Source organism: Streptomyces auratus (assembly GCF_050433025.1).
Classification (GTDB): Bacteria; Actinomycetota; Actinomycetes; order Streptomycetales; family Streptomycetaceae; genus Streptomyces; species Streptomyces sioyaensis.
Window position 1 is genome coordinate 3,943,988 of record NZ_JBNGCB010000001.1, and the last position, 16,580, is coordinate 3,960,567.

The following is a 16,580-nucleotide window of genomic DNA, read 5'->3' on the forward strand; positions in this document are numbered from 1 at the left end:
CCGTGAACCCCTCATGCCCGGCCCTCCGCCGGTTCCTACCGAGGGGCCCTCCCGGACCTACGCCGTCCTACGCCTCGTCCCCGTACACGTCCGACTGCGACGCCACCGGCGAGACGGGCGACGGCCCGGACGCCTGGGTGCTCGGCGGCGTCGCGGGGGTGGTCGGCGGCGAGGACGGCTGTGCGGGAGGCGTGGCGGGGGTGGTCTGGGCCGGCGGAGTGGCCGGGCGGTCGGGGTGGGAGGGCGAGGGCTGGGCGTGCCCGGGACGGCCGCCGTGCCCACCGCCGTGGCCCGCTCCCGCGCCGGGCTCGGGGCCCGACGGCTGCACCGGACGGGACGGAGCGCCGGGCTCGGACGGTGTCGGTTCCGCGCTCTGTGACTCCTCGGCTTCCTTGTCGTCGCCGCCCGCCGGGTGCGCCGCGCCGCCGCGCCCCATCCGCCGCGGACCGTCGCCGCGGCCGTCGACGGACACCCCGCCGGGACCGTGCACCCCGTCCTTCGCGCCGTGCCGCGCCGTACTGCCGGACGGCTTCGGCTGTTCCGGATCGCTCACGCTCATGCAGCCGGCCAGCGAGAAGGCCAAGGCGGAAACGGTCACGGCCGCGGCGGCACGGGAGCGCATCCGGCCCGTCGGGGGTCGGGTGGAGGGGACAGGGGCAGGGGACGACGACGGGGACGGTGTCGGCATCGGGGACGAGTGGCGGTAAGGGCTCGGGCGCACGGCGGGACCTCCGGATCCGGAGCGCAGGGACAGCGGCACGGACGCCCTGCCCAACTCCCGCCGCCCGCCCGAGGACACGCGCGACACCCGGCGGATCGCGCCGGGTGCGCCTCCGGGGACGCCCCGGCAGGCCCGCGGGCCCACCGGAAGGGACCGCCGCGGCGGGCCGGCACGTCCGGCGCCGCCCTCCCGTACGTCCGGCCCCTAGCCGTACCCGAGCGCATGCAGCCGCTCGTCGTCGATCCCGAAGTGGTGCGCGATCTCATGAACGACCGTCACCTCGGTCTCCGCGACCACGTCCTCGCGGGTGTCGCACATCCGCAGGGTCGGCCCCCGGTAGACGGTGATCCGGTCCGGCAGCACACCGGCGTACCACTCCCCGCGGTCGGTCAGCGGCGTCCCCTCGTACAGCCCGAGCAGCCCGGGGTCGTCGGCCGGGGGTTCGTCCTCGACGAAGACCGCCACGTTGTCCATCAGCCGGGTCAGCTCCGGCGGGATCCGGTCCAGGGCCTCGGCGACCAGTTCCTCGAACTCCTCGCGCGTCATTTCCAGCACACCACCATTCTCCGCCACCCGGCCCCCCACCGATCGTCACGGAGCGCCCGCCGCACCGCAGCCCAACCGGAAGCCGCCGCTCCCCGCTTAACGGCGTCGCGGTGGGGCATACGGGACCAATGGCCCGCGCCGCGCGCTCCCGGACACCGCACCCCGACCGCTCGCAACGCCCCCCGCACCGGCTGCTGCCCGCCGTATCCGACGGCGTACGAGCACTGCCCGCAGCCGTCCGCCGTGCCTACCGCTCCCGCCGTACGGCCGCCCCCACCGCCACCCTGCCCGACGGTGCTCCGCGCCGCCCCGTACGCTCCGCCCTCGGCCTGATGGCCGTCACCGTCCTCGGTGCCTGGCTGGGGCTGCTGCTGATCGGCAGCCTCCGCGTCCCGGTCGGCCCGATGGACACCAGCATGGCGCTGCGCCCCTCACTGACCGGCGGCACCAGGATCACCGTCGCGCCGCTCGGCGACCTGGAACTGAGCAGCCACTACGCACCCGTCCGGCTCGATGTGGACGTCGACCGGCTGGACCCGGTCCGTTCCCAGGCGCTGGTCGACCACCCCGAGCGGTTCGCCGGCCTGCAGGACGAGGTCACCCGCGACGTCATCCACGGCGCCCTGCGGCTCGCGCTGCACTCCTGCGTCGCCGTGGCGTCCGGCGCCACCGCGCTGAGCCTGGCCGTGCACCGGCGCCCGCGCCGCGCACTGGCCGCCGGCGGGCTGGCGCTCACCCTGCTCGCCGCCTGTGCGGGCACCGCGTACGCCACCTGGAACCCCCGCTCCGTACTGGAGCCGAAGTTCTCCGGACTGCTCTCCTCAGCCCCGTCCGTGGTCGGCAACGCCCGCAGCATCGTCAGCGAATTCCACGTCTACCAGAAGGAGTTGGCGCGCCTGGTGACCAACGTCACCAAGCTCTACGACGCCACCTCGACGCTGCCCGCGTACCAGCCGGACCCCACCACCCTCCGCGTCCTGCACGTCTCGGACATCCACCTCAACCCCGGCAGCTGGGGGATCATCGCCTCCCTGGTGAAGCAGTACCGGATCAACGTGATCGTCGACACCGGCGACACCATGGACCACGGCTCGGCCGCCGAGAACCACTTCCTGGACCCGGCCTCTTCCCTCGGCGCCCCGTACGTCTGGGTGCGCGGCAACCACGACTCGCGCACCACCCAGCGGTATCTGACCCACCGCAAACACGTCACGGTCCTCGACAACGGAGACGTCACCCGGATCGCCGGCGTACGGATCGCGGGCGTCGGCGACCCGCAGTTCACCCCGGACCGCTCCGTGGTGGCGGCCGGTGACCCCGCCGAGCGCACCGCCGGCGGCCGCCTCGCCGACGCTCTGCGCACCCAGCGGCTGGCCGGCACCCCCGTCGACATCGCACTGGCCCACAACCCCGCCGCCGCGACCGAGGCGGACGGCTTGACGCCGCTCGCCCTCGCCGGCCACCTCCACCACCGGGAGAACACCACACTCCCCCAGGGCACCCGGCTGATGGTCGAGGGCTCCACGGGCGGCGGCGGCCTGCGCGCGGTGCAGAACAAAAAGCCCGCGCCGGTCCAGGCGTCGGTGCTCTATCTGGACCGGAAGACCAAACGGCTGCAGGCCTGGGACGAGATCACCCTGGGCGGCCTGGGCCTGTCCCGGGCCGAGGTCAGTCGCCATCTCCCCCGTGAGAACCGGCCCGGCGCCACGCCGTCCCCCTCCCCTCCGCTTCACTCCACCGGCCCGCCGTCCGGCCCCTCGGCAGGCCACCTTTCCCGCCCAGCCAGGAACTCTTCCGACGGCACCGGGTAAACCGTTTTGGCGAACGGTCCTCCCATCCCATATGCTTCTCACGTCCCCGACGGCGCCGGTAACGACGCCAAGGTGGCCACCAGCCCTCATCGTCTAGTGGCCCAGGACGCCGCCCTTTCAAGGCGGTAGCACGGGTTCGAATCCCGTTGGGGGCACGCATTACCGTGTGGGAGACTGGTTCACGCCGGTTTCGCACAATGCAAGGTCCTGTGGAGCAGTTTGGAGTGCTCGCCACCCTGTCAAGGTGGAGGCCGCGGGTTCAAATCCCGTCAGGACCGCTGCGGCTGGGTAGCTCAGTTGGTACGAGCGATCGCCTGAAAAGCGATAGGTCGCCGGTTCGACCCCGGCCCCAGCCACACCTTTTGGAAGAAGGCCCCGATTCATCGAATCGGGGCCTTCTTCATTTCTGTCCGGCCCCGTCGCGCTCGCTCTGCGGATGCCAGAAGATCAGCCGGGCACCACCGCTGATCACCGCCGTCGCCCCCAGGCCCAGCGCCATCCGCAGCAGCCGGACATTTCCGTCCCAGTCGTGCGGCGCGCCGAAGACGAGCCAGGCGGCGAAGGCGATACCGGCGGCCATCAGGGCCGCGCCGGCCACTCGTCGTATTCCGTTGTCCATGCGGTCATCCTCATGCACCCGCGAAGGCGCCGGAAACCGGTTTTTGCGGTGGCCCCCGCGCCGGCCCGGGGCCCGTGAGCCGCCCTGCGCGGGCAAATGGTTCGCCAGTCGTTTACGCGAGGTGAGATCCTGGGGGACGTATGTCCAGTCAGCCTGCCTCCGCCCTGCCCGACGGCACCGCTCCCACCCTGCCCGATCTGCTGCAGCGTCTGCCCGAGCTGATGCTGCGCGACCAGCAGCGGCTGGGGCGCCGGCTCGACGGCGCGCGCCGGATCCGTAAGCCCGATGCCCGGGCTGCCGTGCTCGCCGAGATCGCCGGCGGCATCGACGAGGCGGAGCTGCGGGTGGCCCAGCGCCGCGCCGCGGTGCCCGGGATCACGTACCCCGAAGAGCTGCCGGTCAGCCAGAAGAAGGACGAGATCCTCGCCGCGATCCGCGACCACCAGGTCGTGATCGTCGCCGGTGAGACCGGCTCCGGCAAGACGACGCAGATCCCCAAGATCTGCCTGGAGCTCGGCCGGGGCGTCCGGGGCCTGATCGGGCACACCCAGCCGCGCCGGATCGCGGCCCGTACGGTCGCCGAGCGGGTGGCCGAGGAGCTGAAGACCCCGCTGGGTGAGGCGGTCGGCTGGAAGGTCCGCTTCACCGACCAGGTCGGCGGCGACACCCTGGTCAAGCTGATGACGGACGGCATTCTGCTCGCCGAGATCCAGACGGACCGGGAGCTGCGCCAGTACGACACGATCATCATCGACGAGGCACACGAGCGCAGCCTCAACATCGACTTCATCCTCGGCTATCTGGCCCAGCTGCTGCCCCGGCGCCCGGACCTCAAGGTCGTGATCACCTCCGCGACCATCGACCCGGAGCGGTTCGCGCGGCATTTCGGCAGCTTCGCATCCGTAGGGGCGGCGCCGGACCGCACCGGCTCCGCGGCCGGGAGCGACGAGGAGACGAAGTCGAGCGCACCGGTCGTCGAGGTCTCCGGCCGTACGTATCCGGTGGAGGTGCGCTACCGCCCGCTGCTGGAGGAGGGCGGCCAGGACGCGGACCGCGATCAGATCACCGCGATCTGCGACGCCGTGGACGAGCTCCAGTCCGCCGGGCCCGGCGACATCCTGGTCTTCCTCTCCGGCGAGCGGGAGATCCGCGACACCGCGGACGCACTCAACAAGAAGGCCCTCCCGTTCACCGAGGTCCTCCCGCTGTACGCGCGGCTGTCGCACGCCGAGCAGCACCGCGTCTTCCAGCGGCACACGGGCAGACGCATCGTGCTGGCCACGAACGTCGCCGAGACCTCGCTGACCGTCCCCGGCATCCGGTACGTCATCGACCCGGGTATGGCCCGGATCTCCCGCTACAGCTACCGCACCAAGGTCCAGCGGCTGCCCATCGAGCCGATCTCGCAGGCCAGCGCCAATCAGCGCAAGGGCCGCTGCGGCCGTACCAGCGACGGCATCTGTATCCGCCTCTACTCCGAGGACGACTTCCTCTCCCGCCCCGAGTTCACGGACGCGGAGATCCTCCGTACCAATCTCGCCTCCGTCATCCTGCAGATGACCGCGGCCGGCCTCGGTGACATCGAGAAGTTCCCCTTCATCGACCCGCCGGACCGCCGCAACATCAAGGACGGCGTCGATCTGCTCAGCGAGCTCGGCGCGCTGGACACCCAGCAGAAGGACCCCAAGAAGCGGCTGACGCCGATGGGCCGCAAGCTGGCCCAGCTGCCGGTCGACCCGCGGCTGGCGCGGATGGTGCTGGAGGCGGACCGCAACGGCTGCGTCCGGGAAGTCATGGTCATCGCGGCGGCGCTGTCCATCCAGGACCCGCGCGAACGGCCCGCCGACAAGCAGCAGCAGGCCGATCAGCAGCACGCCCGCTTCAAGGACGAGAGCTCCGACTTCCTCGCGTTCCTCAACCTCTGGCGCTATGTCCGCGAGCAGCAGCGGGAGCTGTCCTCCTCCGCCTTCCGCCGGATGTGCCGCAGCGAGTTCCTGAACTATCTGCGGATACGCGAGTGGCAGGACATCTACTCCCAGCTGCGGTCGGTCGCCAAGACCATGGGCATCCACCTCAGCGAGGAGGACGCGGCGCCGGACCATATCCACACCTCCCTGCTTTCCGGTTTGCTTTCGCATATCGGCCTCAAGGACACCGACGCCAAGAACGAGTATCTGGGCGCCCGCAGCGCCAAGTTCGCGGTGTTCCCCGGCTCCGCGCTCTTCAAGAAGGCGCCGCGCTGGGTGATGTCGGCGGAGCTGGTCGAGACGTCCCGCCTGTGGGCGCGGGTGAACGCGAAGATCGAGCCGGAATGGATCGAACCGCTCGCCCAGCATCTGGTGAAACGCAGCTACAGCGAGCCGCACTGGGAACAGAAGATGGCCGCGGTGATGGCCTACGAGCGGGTGACGCTCTACGGCGTCCCGATCGTCGCCCAGCGCAAGATCTCCTACGGCCGGATCGATCCGGAGACCTCGCGCGACCTGTTCATCCGCAACGCCCTGGTCGAGGGCGACTGGCGCACCCACCACCAGTTCTTCCATGACAACCGCAAACTCCTCGGCGAGGTAGAGGAGTTGGAGCACCGCGCCCGGCGCCGCGACATCCTCGTGGACGACGAGACGCTCTTCGACTTCTACGACCAGCGCCTCCCGGCCGATGTGGTCTCCGGGGCGCACTTCGACGCCTGGTGGAAGAAGAAGCACCGGGAAGAACCGGAGCTGCTGAACTTCGAGCACTCGATGCTCATCAACGAATCCGCCGAAGCCGTCACGAAGGACGACTATCCGGATTCCTGGCGGCAGGGAAAGCTGAAGTTCAAGGTCACCTACCAGTTCGAGCCGGGCGCGGACGCGGACGGCGTGACCGTCCACATCCCCCTCCAGGTCCTCAACCAGGTCACCGCCGAGGGCTTCGACTGGCAGATCCCGGGCCTGCGCGAGCAGTTGGTGACGGAGCTGATCCGGTCGCTGCCCAAGCCGATCCGGCGCAACTACGTCCCCGCGCCGAACTTCGCCGCCCGCTTCCTGGACTCCACCGTCCCCTTGCAGGGCGCCCTGACGACCTCTCTGGCGGCCGGCCTGCAGCGGATGGTGGGCGTACCGGTCGAGGCCGCGGACTTCGACACCGGCAAGGTTCCCGACCACCTCAAGATCACCTTCCGGGTGGTCGACGAGCGGCGCCGCAAGCTCGCCGAGGCCAAGGACCTGGAGGCGCTGCGGCTGCAGCTCAAGCCGAAGACCAGGGCGGCCATCTCCAAGGCCTTCGAGCAGGCCGCCGAGCGGCCCGCCGGGGGCAGCGCGGGCGAGGGCCGGACGGCCGGCCCCGAGCAGCGCACCGGCCTGACGTCCTGGACGATCGGCACCCTGCCGCGCACCTTCGAGACCCGCCGCGCGGGCCAGCCGCTCAAGGCGTACCCGGCGCTGGTGGACGAGGGCAGCAGCGTCGCCGTACGCCTCTTCGACACCGAGGCCGAGCAGCTCACCGCGATGTGGGCGGGCACCCGCCGGCTCATCCTGCTCAACATCCCCACCAACCCGGCCAAGTTCGCCCAGGACAAGCTGAGCAATCAGCAGAAGCTGGCGCTGTCCCGTAATCCGCACGGCTCCATCGCGGCGCTCTTCGAGGACTGTGTGACGGCCGCCGCCGACCGCCTGATCGCGGCCCGGGGCGGGCCGGCGTGGGACGAGGAGTCCTTCCGGAAGCTCTTCGACGCGGTCCGCGCCGACCTGGTGGACGTCACCCTGAAGACCATCCAGCAGGTGCAGGAGGTGCTGGCCGCCTGGCAGGCCTGCGAGCGCCGGCTGAAGGAGACGACGTTCCCCTCCCTGCTGCCGTCGCTCACGGACGTCAAGGAGCAGCTGGCGGCGCTGATCCGGCCGGGCTTCGTGACGGCGCACGGCGCCAAGCGGCTCCCGGACCTGATGCGCTATCTGGTGGCCGCCGATCGCCGTCTGCAGCAGCTGCCCACCAACGCCGAGCGGGACCGCACCCGCATGGCGAAGGTGAAGGAGATGCAGGACGAATACGCCTGGCTGCTGGAGCAGTTCCCGCAGGGCCGCCCGGTGCCGGCGGCGGCCCGGGAGATCCGCTGGATGATCGAGGAGCTCCGGGTGAGCTACTTCGCCCACGCCCTGGGGACCGCGTATCCGGTCTCCGACAAGCGCATCGTGAAGGCCGTGGACGCCGCCGCGCCGTAGGAACCAGGGCCACCGGTATCGAGTTCGACCGCACCCCCTGACCTGCTGTACAGTCTTGCTTCGCAGCCCGCCGCAAGCGGAAAGCACACGCAAGGTCCTGTGGAGCAGTTTGGAGTGCTCGCCACCCTGTCAAGGTGGAGGCCGCGGGTTCAAATCCCGTCAGGACCGCATTTTTTACGGCCCGCACCTCTCCGGTGCGGGCCGTTCTGCTGTCCGGCCCCGGCCGCGTCGCGCCGGCCGCCTTCAGCCAGAGCACATTCCGTCAGGAGCCCCCTCCCGCGGCCCGCGCCTCCCTCCGGTACCGGCCGCGTCGCCGTCCGGCCCCCACACCCTTCGGACCGCGGGCCGTACCTCCGTCCACGTCTCCCGGGACACGAGCCGTAGCGCTGCCTGCTCTCCCCCCTCCTCGCCGCATGCGCTCCGTAGCCGGTTTGCGGCCCGCTGTATTGACGCCGGCACGTACCGCCGGTACCCACGGAGGAAGGGTGCGGGGCAGGGAGGGGTGCGTGATGAGCTCAGCGGTACGGCACGAGACCAGGGCGCTGCTGCGGGCCCACCTGGCAGCCGCCACGGGCTACCGCCATCTGACGCGGCACTGCCCCATCTGCCACCAGCTGCTACGGCTCGCCATGGAGCCGCACACGGCCCCCTCCGGGCCTCCGGCGCCCGGGTCCGCTCCCGAACCGTCCCCGGCCCGCTGCGAGCCGCCGGCGGCCGAGGACGAAAGTCCCGCGGCCCGGTGACCAATTGCCGCGTGTCCCGGCGGCTGCGCTCTGACAGCCTGTGAAGTGTGGCGGGTGCCGCTCTCTATCGCAGCGGACGTATCGCCTTCAAGCGCCGCGTAGTGTGACGGGTGTCACCGAACAAGTTTGGCGAGATGCGGAACTTACCACCGCCCTACAACCAGTCAATTTAATATATGCAATTGCACCACCCATGAACGGGTCCGAAACGGAGGCGCCAAGTCCGCACGGAAAGACCCCCACAGGCCCCGTGAAGGCACCCTGACCGGCATCCGAGAGGGCGCCGGCGCCAGGCCGACCCGAGCGCCCCGAGGGGCCCTGGAGCGGGCGCACGCAAAAAAATCGCGCTGGACCCGGCGGAGTCCAGCGCGATCGATGACGTACCCAGGTGGAGCGGGTGTGGGGCCCGTTGGGGCAGGCGCCGCGTCATATGGAGCTATGTGAAGCGTGGTGGTGCAAAGCAGGCATTTTCGGGTTGGGGGCCCCGAAAACAGCCTGGTTATGCGGTTATTCAGGCCTCGCTGCGCTGCTGCGGAATGCCCGCGAGCAGTGCGCGGACCTCAGCCTCGCGGTAACGCCGGTGTCCACCGAGCGTACGGATGGACGTGAGCTTGCCTGCCTTGGCCCAGCGGGTCACCGTCTTCGGGTCCACGCGGAACATCGTGGCAACCTCGGCGGGGGTAAGCAGCGGCTCGGCGTCAGGGGTGCGAGCGGTCATGAGCGGCCTCCTCGGGAGAACCGAACCATCACGGTTCTTTCCTCTAAATTCTGCACCTTGACCCACGTTGCCCGAAATGGCGGACGCGGGCCGAGTCGGTTATAGGACGAACGGCTTGTCCTCGGCACTACAACTACACCATCTGTCCAGCCACGTCGGCCAAACCGATGGAATTGCCCTCTCAGGTGTTCAACCTCGGCGGATGCCGATGGACCGTGCCATAGCGGACAGTCACACGGCCGTGACGATCAGTCACAACGTGCTCAGCCGCCACGAGACCCCTCAAGGAACGCAATACCGATCTATCCGCCCTTAGTTGGACGGAAGGAGCCCAGGTCGGGCTCCTTGTCCTATTTTGGCACGAGGGTATGGCTTGGGAGCAAGACCCGAAGTCAGTGCTTTAGGTCACGCTTGAGGCAATCGCCCGGATCAGGACCTACGTCCTTTACCGCCCCACCACCGGAAAGCGTACGCAGCGCTTCCGCGCCGTGAACCCCTGGACGTCCGCCGGCCCTCAGCTGGAGAACTGGCGCTCGCGCACCGCCCGCCACCGCTGGGAAAGCTTCTCGTACGCGACACCGGCCCGCTCGCCGTCCCCGTCGCGCAGCGCCGCCAGGCCCTCCGCCACCTCCGCGGCGGAACGGTCCTCGGCGAGCTGCCCCTCGGGCACCGCGTGCACCAGCCCTCCGTAGTCCAGCTCCACGAGCGAACGCGGGTGGAATTCCTCGAGCCAGCGCCCCACATCTACCAGGCCCTCGATCAGCGGCCCCTCTTCCAGCGCGTCCCGCAGCGTACGCAGCGCCCGCGCGACCCGGCGTCTGGCCTGGACCATCGGCGTCCGGTAACGCATCACAGGCGCCTGGTCACTCTTCGCGTACTCCCGCTCGTCGTCGTCGAAGAGCACGAACCAGCGGACCGGGACGTGCCAGGTCGCGCCGCGGATCCAGGGCCGGGCGTCCGGGTTGCGCTCGCGCCAGCGCTCGTAGTCGGTGGCCGCCTGGAGCCGGACCACCGGGGGCAGCGCCGCATCCAGCACCGACGCCGGCAACAGCTCGGTCAGCTCCTCCAGGGCCTGCCAGCCGCGCAGCCGGGTGCGCCACGGGCACACGCACGTCACCTCGTCCACGACGGCGACGAAGGCGTCCGCGCTCTCATGGACCGGCACCGGCACCGGCGGTGTCGCCAGCAGATCGGCCAGCGCCCGGCGCTGCTCGTCCTGGGCGGTCGGGGTGTCCTCCCGCTTGGCATAGCGCGCCCAGTAAGAGCGCTCCGGCTCGGGGAATGCAGCCAGCGGCTCATAGACCCGTAGATATGCCATGTACGGGACCTTCACCGACGACGCCAGGGCCACGCCCGCTCCTTCAAAGGGGGAATCCGCCGCCGGGGGCTCCCGAAGGCCCCCGCCGGCCTGCGATACGACCAGATCGTCCCATGCCCGTCCCCCGGGAGAGGGTGATCCTCGGCACCCGACGGATCAACCGGCCCGGCAGGTCTTACGCTCTTGTCAACCGGCCCTCCCCACCCGCTGGAGGGCATCCCTCGCGACCTATGGGAGTCACCACAGTGACTGACGTACGTCCGGCCCCCGCCGGCACCGACGGCGGCGTTCTGCACACCCTGTTCCGATCGGAGCAGGGGGGCCATGAGCAGGTCGTTCTCTGCCAGGACCGTGCCAGCGGCCTCAAGGCCGTGATCGCCATCCACAGCACCGCTCTGGGCCCCGCCCTCGGCGGTACCCGCTTCCATGCCTACGCCTCCGAGGAGGAGGCCGTGCTGGACGCCCTCAACCTGTCGCGCGGCATGTCCTACAAGAACGCCCTCGCCGGACTGGACCACGGCGGCGGCAAGGCCGTGATCATCGGTGACCCCGATCTGGTCAAGACCGAGGAACTCCTGCTCGCCTACGGCCGGTTCGTGGCCTCCCTCGGGGGCCGCTACGTCACGGCCTGCGACGTCGGCACCTACGTCGCCGACATGGACGTCGTGGCCCGGACGAACAAGTGGACCACCGGCCGCTCCCCCGCCAACGGCGGCGCCGGCGACTCCTCCGTCCTGACCGCCTACGGCGTCTTCCAGGGCATGCGCGCCTCGGCCCAGCACGCCTGGGGCGATCCGACGCTGCGCGGCCGCAAGGTAGGCATCGCGGGCGTCGGCAAGGTCGGCCACCTCCTTGTGGAACACCTCCTCCAGGACGGCGCCGAGGTCGTGATCACGGACGTGCGCAGCGACTGTGTCGACCGGGTGCGCACCGCGCATCCGCAGGTCACCGCCGTCGCCGACACCGAGGAACTGATCCGCACCGAGGGGCTGGACGTCTATGCGCCGTGCGCGCTGGGCGGTGCGCTGAGCGATGAGTCGGTGCCGGTGCTGACCGCGACGGTGGTGTGCGGCGCCGCCAACAACCAGCTCGCGCACCCCGGTGTCGAGAAGGACCTGTCCGACCGCGGCATCCTCTACGCGCCCGATTACGTCGTGAACGCCGGCGGCGTCATCCAGGTGGCCGACGAGCTGCACGGCTTCGACTTCGACCGCTGCAAGACCAAGGCGGCGAAGATTTTCGACACCACGCTCGCGATATTCGCGCGTGCGAAGGCCGACGGCATTCCGCCCGCCGCGGCCGCGGACCGTCTGGCCGAGCAGCGGATGGCGGAGGCGCGGCGGCGCGCCTGACCGAGCGGGAACGTCCGGGCGAAACAGCCGGGAGGGCCGGGACGGCCGGAAAGACAGCCTTGCGCGGCCCGCCGCGGGCGGTCGGGGGAGACATCCCTCACCACCCGTCGGCGGGTCGCCGTACAGGACAGGTTAAAATCGCAGTTGACCAGCGGGGACGGGGCACCTTGCAGGTCGTGCCGAGCGGCGGGTGATGCGGGCGACGTACCGTATGGCCGCGGAAGCAGGTACCGTTAAAGCCCTACGGGCCGGTCTCTCTGTCGAGAGCCCGCTCTGATCCATGAACGCGTGTCAAGACTCTGGGGCCATCGAGCCCCGTCATTGAGGGGGTCGACCCATGGGGCGCGGCCGGGCCAAGGCCAAGCAGACAAAGGTCGCCCGCCAGCTGAAGTACAGCAGCGGTGGGACGGATCTCTCACGACTGGCCGACGAGCTGGGTGCATCACCGTCGAACCAGCAGCCTCCGAACGCAGAGCCGTTCGAGGATGACGAGGACGACGACCCGTACGCACGGTACGCAGAGCTGTACAACGACGACGATGAGGACGAGGGCGACTCGTCCCAGCAGCGTCGTCGCGCTTGACGTTCTGCGCTCGCGGCACCCGCAACAGCATCGCGGACCCGGTCCTGGGCATTGCCCGGACCGGGTTCTGTGCTGCCCGGATGACGGCGGGTGGGGCGTTGGCTGCGCACCGCATGACGACGGGTGCGGGCGCCGCACCGGTGGTTGCCGGTGCGGGCGCCTGCCCGGTCGGGCTGCTCAGCTCGCGTAGTCACCGGTCAGGGTCACAGCCTCTGCGTGGTCACCGCGGTCGACGATCTCACCGCTGACCCAGGCGTCCACTCCGCGGTCGGCGAGCGTGGTCAGGGCGGCCTGCACCGACTCCTGCGGGACGACGGCGATCATGCCGACGCCCATGTTCAGGGTCTTCTCCAGCTCCAGGCGCTCGACCGCTCCGGCCGAGCCGACCAGGTCGAAGACCGGCCCCGGCGTCCAGGTGCCGCGGTCGACCGTGGCGTGCAGACCGTCCGGGATCACCCGCGCGAGGTTGTTGGCGAGGCCGCCGCCGGTGATGTGCGAGAAGGCGTGCACCTCGGTCGTGCGGGTCAGTGCCAGACAGTCCAGCGAGTAGATCTTGGTGGGCTCCAGGAGCTCCTCGCCGAGCGTGCGGCCGAACTCCGGGATCTCCCGGTCCAGGGCCATTCCCGCGCGGTCGAACAGGACGTGGCGGACCAGCGAGTACCCGTTCGAGTGAAGCCCGGAGGACGCCATGGCGATCACCGCGTCGCCCGTACGGATGCGATCCGCGCCCAGGACCTGGTCGGCCTCGACGACGCCCGTGCCGGCGCCGGCCACATCGAACTCGTCCGCGCCCAGCAGCCCCGGGTGCTCCGCGGTCTCGCCGCCGACCAGCGCGCAGCCGGCGAGCACACAGCCCTCGGCGATGCCCTTGACGATCGCGGCGACCCGCTCGGGGTAGACCTTGCCGACGCAGATGTAGTCGGTCATGAACAGCGGCTCGGCGCCGCAGACGACCAGGTCGTCGACGACCATGCCGACGAGGTCGTGGCCGATGCTGTCGTAGACGCCCATCTTGCGGGCGATGTCGACCTTGGTGCCGACGCCGTCGGTCGCCGAGGCGAGCAGCGGGCGCTCGTACCGCTTGAGGACGGAGGCGTCGAAGAGGCCGGCGAAACCGCCCAGGCCGCCGACGACCTCGGGGCGGGTGGCCTTCTTCACCCACTCCTTCATGAGGTCCACGGCGCGGTCGCCGGCTTCGATGTCGACGCCCGCGGCTGCGTAGCTGGCACCGGAGGATTCAGCGGACATGGCTGAGAACTTTCCTGTCGTGTGTGGACGAGCTCTACGGGCGACGCAGCGCGTCGGCGCCGCCGACCCCGGCGGTGAGCGTCTGGACGCCGTCCACATCGGACTTCGTCCGGCTCGCGGTCTCCGACTCCAGGAGGTGCTTGCCCAGCAGATCCGGGTCGGGCAGCTCCATCGGGTACTCGCCGTCGAAGCAGGCGCGGCACAGATTCGGCTTGGCGATCGTGGTCGCCTCGATCATGCCGTCGATGGAGATGTACGCGAGGGAGTCGGCGCCCAGGGACTTGCCGATCTCCTCGACCGACAGCCCGTTGGCGATCAGCTCGGCGCGGGTGGCGAAGTCGATGCCGAAGAAGCACGGCCACTTGATCGGCGGGGAGGAGATCCGGATGTGGACCTCGGCCGCGCCGGCCTCGCGGAGCATCCGTACGAGCGCGCGCTGGGTGTTGCCGCGGACGATCGAGTCGTCGACGACCACCAGGCGCTTGCCGCGGATGACTTCCTTGAGGGGGTTGAGCTTGAGGCGGATGCCGAGCTGGCGGATGGTCTGCGAGGGCTGGATGAAGGTCCGGCCGACGTAGGAGTTCTTGACCAGGCCCGAGCCGTACGGGATGCCGCTGGCCTCGGCGTACCCGACGGCGGCCGGGGTGCCGGACTCCGGAGTCGCTATCACCAGGTCGGCGTCGGCGGGTGCCTCGGCGGCGAGCTTGCGCCCCATCTCCACCCGGGAGAGGTACACGTTGCGGCCGGCGATGTCGGTGTCCGGGCGGGCGAGGTAGACGTACTCGAAGACACAGCCCTTGGGACGGGCCTCGGCGAAGCGGCTGCTGCGCAGGCCGTTCTCGTCGATGGCGACCATCTCGCCGGGCTCGATCTCGCGGATGAAGCTGGCGCCGCAGATGTCCAGGGCGGCGGTCTCGGAGGCCACCACCCAGCCGCGCTCCAGGCGGCCCAGGACCAGCGGGCGGATGCCCTGCGGGTCGCGGGCGGCGTAGAGCGTGTGCTCGTCCATGAAGCAGAGCGAGAAGGCGCCCATGACCTTCGGCAGGACGCGCGGGGCGGCCTCCTCGACGGTCAGCGGCTTGCCCTCCTCGTCGACCTGACCGGCCAGCAGGGCCGTGACCAGGTCGGTGTCGTTGGTGGCCGCGACCTGGGTCGCCCGGCCGCCCTCACGGGGCAGCGCGGCGACGAGGTCCGCGAGCTCGGCGGTGTTCACCAGGTTGCCGTTGTGGCCGAGCGCGATGGAGCCGTGCGCGGTGGCACGGAACGTCGGCTGGGCGTTCTCCCACACCGAGGCACCGGTGGTGGAGTAGCGGGCATGGCCCACGGCGATGTGGCCCTGGAGGGAGCCGAGGGAAGTCTCGTCGAAGACCTGGGAAACCAGGCCCATGTCCTTGAAAACGAGGATCTGGGAGCCGTTGCTCACCGCGATGCCCGCGGACTCCTGTCCACGGTGCTGCAGCGCATACAGCCCGAAATAGGTGAGTTTGGCGACCTCTTCACCCGGAGCCCAGACACCGAAGACGCCGCAAGCGTCCTGGGGGCCCTTCTCACCGGGGAGCAGGTCGTGGCTGAGTCGTCCGTCACCACGTGGCACGGCACCGAGTCTAGGGCAGGTCGCGGATTCATCCGAACCGGGGATGACTTTGGATCTGGACGAGTGCATGAACGAGGGGCCGCTCGCCTTGACGTGCCCACGCCCCGCAGGGGGCGGCCCGCCCCCCGGATCCCTTGACTCACCTGGTGCGCGGCCGGGCGCGGGGCGCGGAGCGACGGCCGGGTGGATCTTGCGGCCACGGGAGTGCGTCCCGCTCCGTGTGAGATGCGCGACGCCCCGCGGCCGCCGTCGCTGCGGGCGCCGGACCGTCGCCGCGTCCGGTGCCGGACCCGCCCCCGTCAGCTCAGCAGGGGCAGATATCCGCTGATGTCGGACCGCTCGCCGCTGGCGCTGACGGTCGCCGCGTCCAGCGCCTCGGCCCAGGACGTACGGCCGGTGGCGAGCCGGATCCAGGTCAGCGGGTCGGTCTCGACGACATTGGGCGGGGTGCCGCGGGTGTGCTTGGGGCCCGCCACGCACTGCACCACGGCGAACGGCGGAATCCGGACCTCGACCGACCCGCCGGGCGCCTTGGCCGCCAGCGCGTCGGCCAGCAGCCGGGTGGTGGCGGCCAAGGCCTGGCGGTCGTACGGGATCTTCGCGCCGGTCGCCGCCGCCAGGTCGTCACCGTGCACGACGAGTTCGAGGCAGCGGGTGACCAGATAGTCACCGAGTCGCATCGCACCGGGCCGTACGGCCAGCAGACGGTCGTCGGGCAGCTCGGACAGGATCCGCTCGAACTCGTCGGCGGTGCGGGTCAGCAGCTCCGCCGGATCGTCGCCGGCGGCCAGCTCGCGGGTGCGTTCGTCGATCGCGGCGGCGAACGGCGCGGACGCGAACGGATACTCCTGCAAGGTGGCCTCCGCTCGCGACGGCGTCGGCAGCTCCAGGCTGCGCGCCACGCTGCCCAGGAACATGGCCATGTGCGCCACCAGCTCCCGCACCGTCCAGTCCCCCAGCCGGGTCGGCAGCGCGTACTGCTCGGCGGCCAACTCCCCTACGGCCGTGCGCACATGGGCGAGCTGGACGGCGACGGCGGCACGGGTCCTGGCGGGGTCGTAGCTGCGGGCGCGGGACGTACCGCGGGCGGGAGACATGGTGCCGAGGCTACTGGGGCCGCGGGCCCGC

13 protein-coding genes and 4 tRNA genes are annotated in these 16,580 nt (G+C 70.7%); 9 read left to right on the forward strand and 8 right to left on the reverse strand.

Translation table 11 applies throughout. The annotated features are described in order from the left end of the window. Window positions 1–67: 67 nt before the first annotated feature. Window positions 68–598, reverse strand: coding sequence for a hypothetical protein (locus BKA18_RS17100; protein ID WP_366047029.1), 531 nt, complete (start codon window positions 596–598; stop codon window positions 68–70). A gap of 327 nt (window positions 599–925) precedes the next feature. Further along, the gene (locus tag BKA18_RS17105) at window positions 926–1,276 is read right to left on the reverse strand and encodes a metallopeptidase family protein (protein WP_006604686.1); all 351 of its coding nucleotides are present in this window, start codon (window positions 1,274–1,276) and stop codon (window positions 926–928) included. A gap of 119 nt (window positions 1,277–1,395) precedes the next feature. On the opposite strand from BKA18_RS17105, the gene BKA18_RS17110 reads away from it, so the two are divergent. From BKA18_RS17110 to BKA18_RS17125, 4 genes are all read left to right on the forward strand, one after another. Next, window positions 1,396–3,078: a metallophosphoesterase family protein gene (locus BKA18_RS17110; protein WP_366047028.1), complete on the forward strand. Its 1,683-nt coding sequence runs from the start codon at window positions 1,396–1,398 to the stop codon at window positions 3,076–3,078. A gap of 82 nt (window positions 3,079–3,160) precedes the next feature. Next, a tRNA-Glu gene (locus tag BKA18_RS17115) sits at window positions 3,161–3,233 on the forward strand. Between the two features lie 48 nt (window positions 3,234–3,281). After that, window positions 3,282–3,356: transfer RNA gene (locus BKA18_RS17120), tRNA-Asp, on the forward strand. Window positions 3,357–3,360: 4 nt separating this feature from the next. Then, window positions 3,361–3,434: transfer RNA gene (locus BKA18_RS17125), tRNA-Phe, on the forward strand. Window positions 3,435–3,478: 44 nt separating this feature from the next. On the opposite strand, the gene BKA18_RS17130 is transcribed toward BKA18_RS17125, so the two are convergent. Further along, window positions 3,479–3,697: a hypothetical protein gene (locus tag BKA18_RS17130; RefSeq protein WP_366047027.1), complete on the reverse strand. Its 219-nt coding sequence runs from the start codon at window positions 3,695–3,697 to the stop codon at window positions 3,479–3,481. A 140-nt stretch (window positions 3,698–3,837) separates the two neighbouring features. Between BKA18_RS17130 and hrpA the strand changes: the two genes are divergently transcribed. The 3 genes from hrpA to BKA18_RS17145 all read left to right on the forward strand — a co-directional run bounded on the left by hrpA (window position 3,838) and on the right by BKA18_RS17145 (window position 8,639). Then, window positions 3,838–7,896 carry an ATP-dependent RNA helicase HrpA gene (gene hrpA, locus BKA18_RS17135; RefSeq protein ID WP_366047026.1) on the forward strand — a complete coding sequence of 1,353 codons (4,059 nt, stop codon included), beginning with the start codon at window positions 3,838–3,840 and terminating at the stop codon, window positions 7,894–7,896. 93 nt (window positions 7,897–7,989) lie between these two features. Further along, window positions 7,990–8,064: transfer RNA gene (locus BKA18_RS17140), tRNA-Asp, on the forward strand. Window positions 8,065–8,405: 341 nt separating this feature from the next. Next, complete coding sequence (locus BKA18_RS17145) at window positions 8,406–8,639, forward strand: DUF6274 family protein (protein WP_366047025.1); 234 nt, start codon at window positions 8,406–8,408, stop codon at window positions 8,637–8,639. Window positions 8,640–9,150: 511 nt separating this feature from the next. Here the strand turns inward: BKA18_RS17145 and bldC are convergent. Both bldC and BKA18_RS17155 read right to left on the reverse strand, forming a co-directional pair. Continuing rightward, window positions 9,151–9,357 carry a developmental transcriptional regulator BldC gene (gene bldC, locus BKA18_RS17150; protein WP_003949541.1) on the reverse strand — a complete coding sequence of 69 codons (207 nt, stop codon included), beginning with the start codon at window positions 9,355–9,357 and terminating at the stop codon, window positions 9,151–9,153. A gap of 514 nt (window positions 9,358–9,871) precedes the next feature. Next, window positions 9,872–10,708, reverse strand: a complete 837-nt coding sequence (locus BKA18_RS17155) for a DUF8083 family protein (RefSeq protein WP_366047024.1) — start codon at window positions 10,706–10,708, stop codon at window positions 9,872–9,874. Window positions 10,709–10,905: 197 nt separating this feature from the next. On the opposite strand from BKA18_RS17155, the gene BKA18_RS17160 reads away from it, so the two are divergent. Continuing rightward, a complete protein-coding gene (locus tag BKA18_RS17160) occupies window positions 10,906–12,027 on the forward strand; it encodes a Leu/Phe/Val dehydrogenase (RefSeq protein WP_366047023.1) in 1,122 nt (373 codons plus the stop codon). A 337-nt stretch (window positions 12,028–12,364) separates the two neighbouring features. After that, the gene (locus BKA18_RS17165) at window positions 12,365–12,610 is read left to right on the forward strand and encodes a DUF3073 domain-containing protein (protein WP_006604679.1); all 246 of its coding nucleotides are present in this window, start codon (window positions 12,365–12,367) and stop codon (window positions 12,608–12,610) included. 177 nt (window positions 12,611–12,787) lie between these two features. On the opposite strand, the gene purM is transcribed toward BKA18_RS17165, so the two are convergent. The 3 genes from purM to BKA18_RS17180 form a co-directional block, all read right to left on the reverse strand. Continuing rightward, complete coding sequence (gene purM / locus BKA18_RS17170; RefSeq protein ID WP_366047022.1) at window positions 12,788–13,858, reverse strand: phosphoribosylformylglycinamidine cyclo-ligase; 1,071 nt, start codon at window positions 13,856–13,858, stop codon at window positions 12,788–12,790. Between the two features lie 34 nt (window positions 13,859–13,892). Next, window positions 13,893–15,452, reverse strand: a complete 1,560-nt coding sequence (purF, locus tag BKA18_RS17175; RefSeq protein WP_006604677.1) for an amidophosphoribosyltransferase — start codon at window positions 15,450–15,452, stop codon at window positions 13,893–13,895. A gap of 299 nt (window positions 15,453–15,751) precedes the next feature. After that, the gene (locus BKA18_RS17180) at window positions 15,752–16,549 is read right to left on the reverse strand and encodes a maleylpyruvate isomerase family mycothiol-dependent enzyme (protein WP_366047021.1); all 798 of its coding nucleotides are present in this window, start codon (window positions 16,547–16,549) and stop codon (window positions 15,752–15,754) included. Window positions 16,550–16,580: the final 31 nt, after the last annotated feature.

Bases quoted from the DNA above. Each gene is read 5' to 3' on its own strand.
- BKA18_RS17110 (WP_366047028.1), top strand. From the start codon at position 1,396: ATGGCCCGCGCCGCGCGCTCCCGGACACCGCACCCCGACCGCTCGCAA.
- BKA18_RS17145 (WP_366047025.1), top strand. From the start codon at position 8,406: ATGAGCTCAGCGGTACGGCACGAGACCAGGGCGCTGCTGCGGGCCCAC.
- bldC (WP_003949541.1), bottom strand. From the start codon at position 9,357: ATGACCGCTCGCACCCCTGACGCCGAGCCGCTGCTTACCCCCGCCGAG.
- BKA18_RS17165 (WP_006604679.1), top strand. From the start codon at position 12,365: ATGGGGCGCGGCCGGGCCAAGGCCAAGCAGACAAAGGTCGCCCGCCAG.
- BKA18_RS17160 (WP_366047023.1), top strand. From the start codon at position 10,906: ATGGGAGTCACCACAGTGACTGACGTACGTCCGGCCCCCGCCGGCACC.
- BKA18_RS17130 (WP_366047027.1), bottom strand. From the start codon at position 3,697: ATGGACAACGGAATACGACGAGTGGCCGGCGCGGCCCTGATGGCCGCC.
- hrpA (WP_366047026.1), top strand. From the start codon at position 3,838: ATGTCCAGTCAGCCTGCCTCCGCCCTGCCCGACGGCACCGCTCCCACC.
- BKA18_RS17180 (WP_366047021.1), bottom strand. From the start codon at position 16,549: ATGTCTCCCGCCCGCGGTACGTCCCGCGCCCGCAGCTACGACCCCGCC.
- purM (WP_366047022.1), bottom strand. From the start codon at position 13,858: ATGTCCGCTGAATCCTCCGGTGCCAGCTACGCAGCCGCGGGCGTCGAC.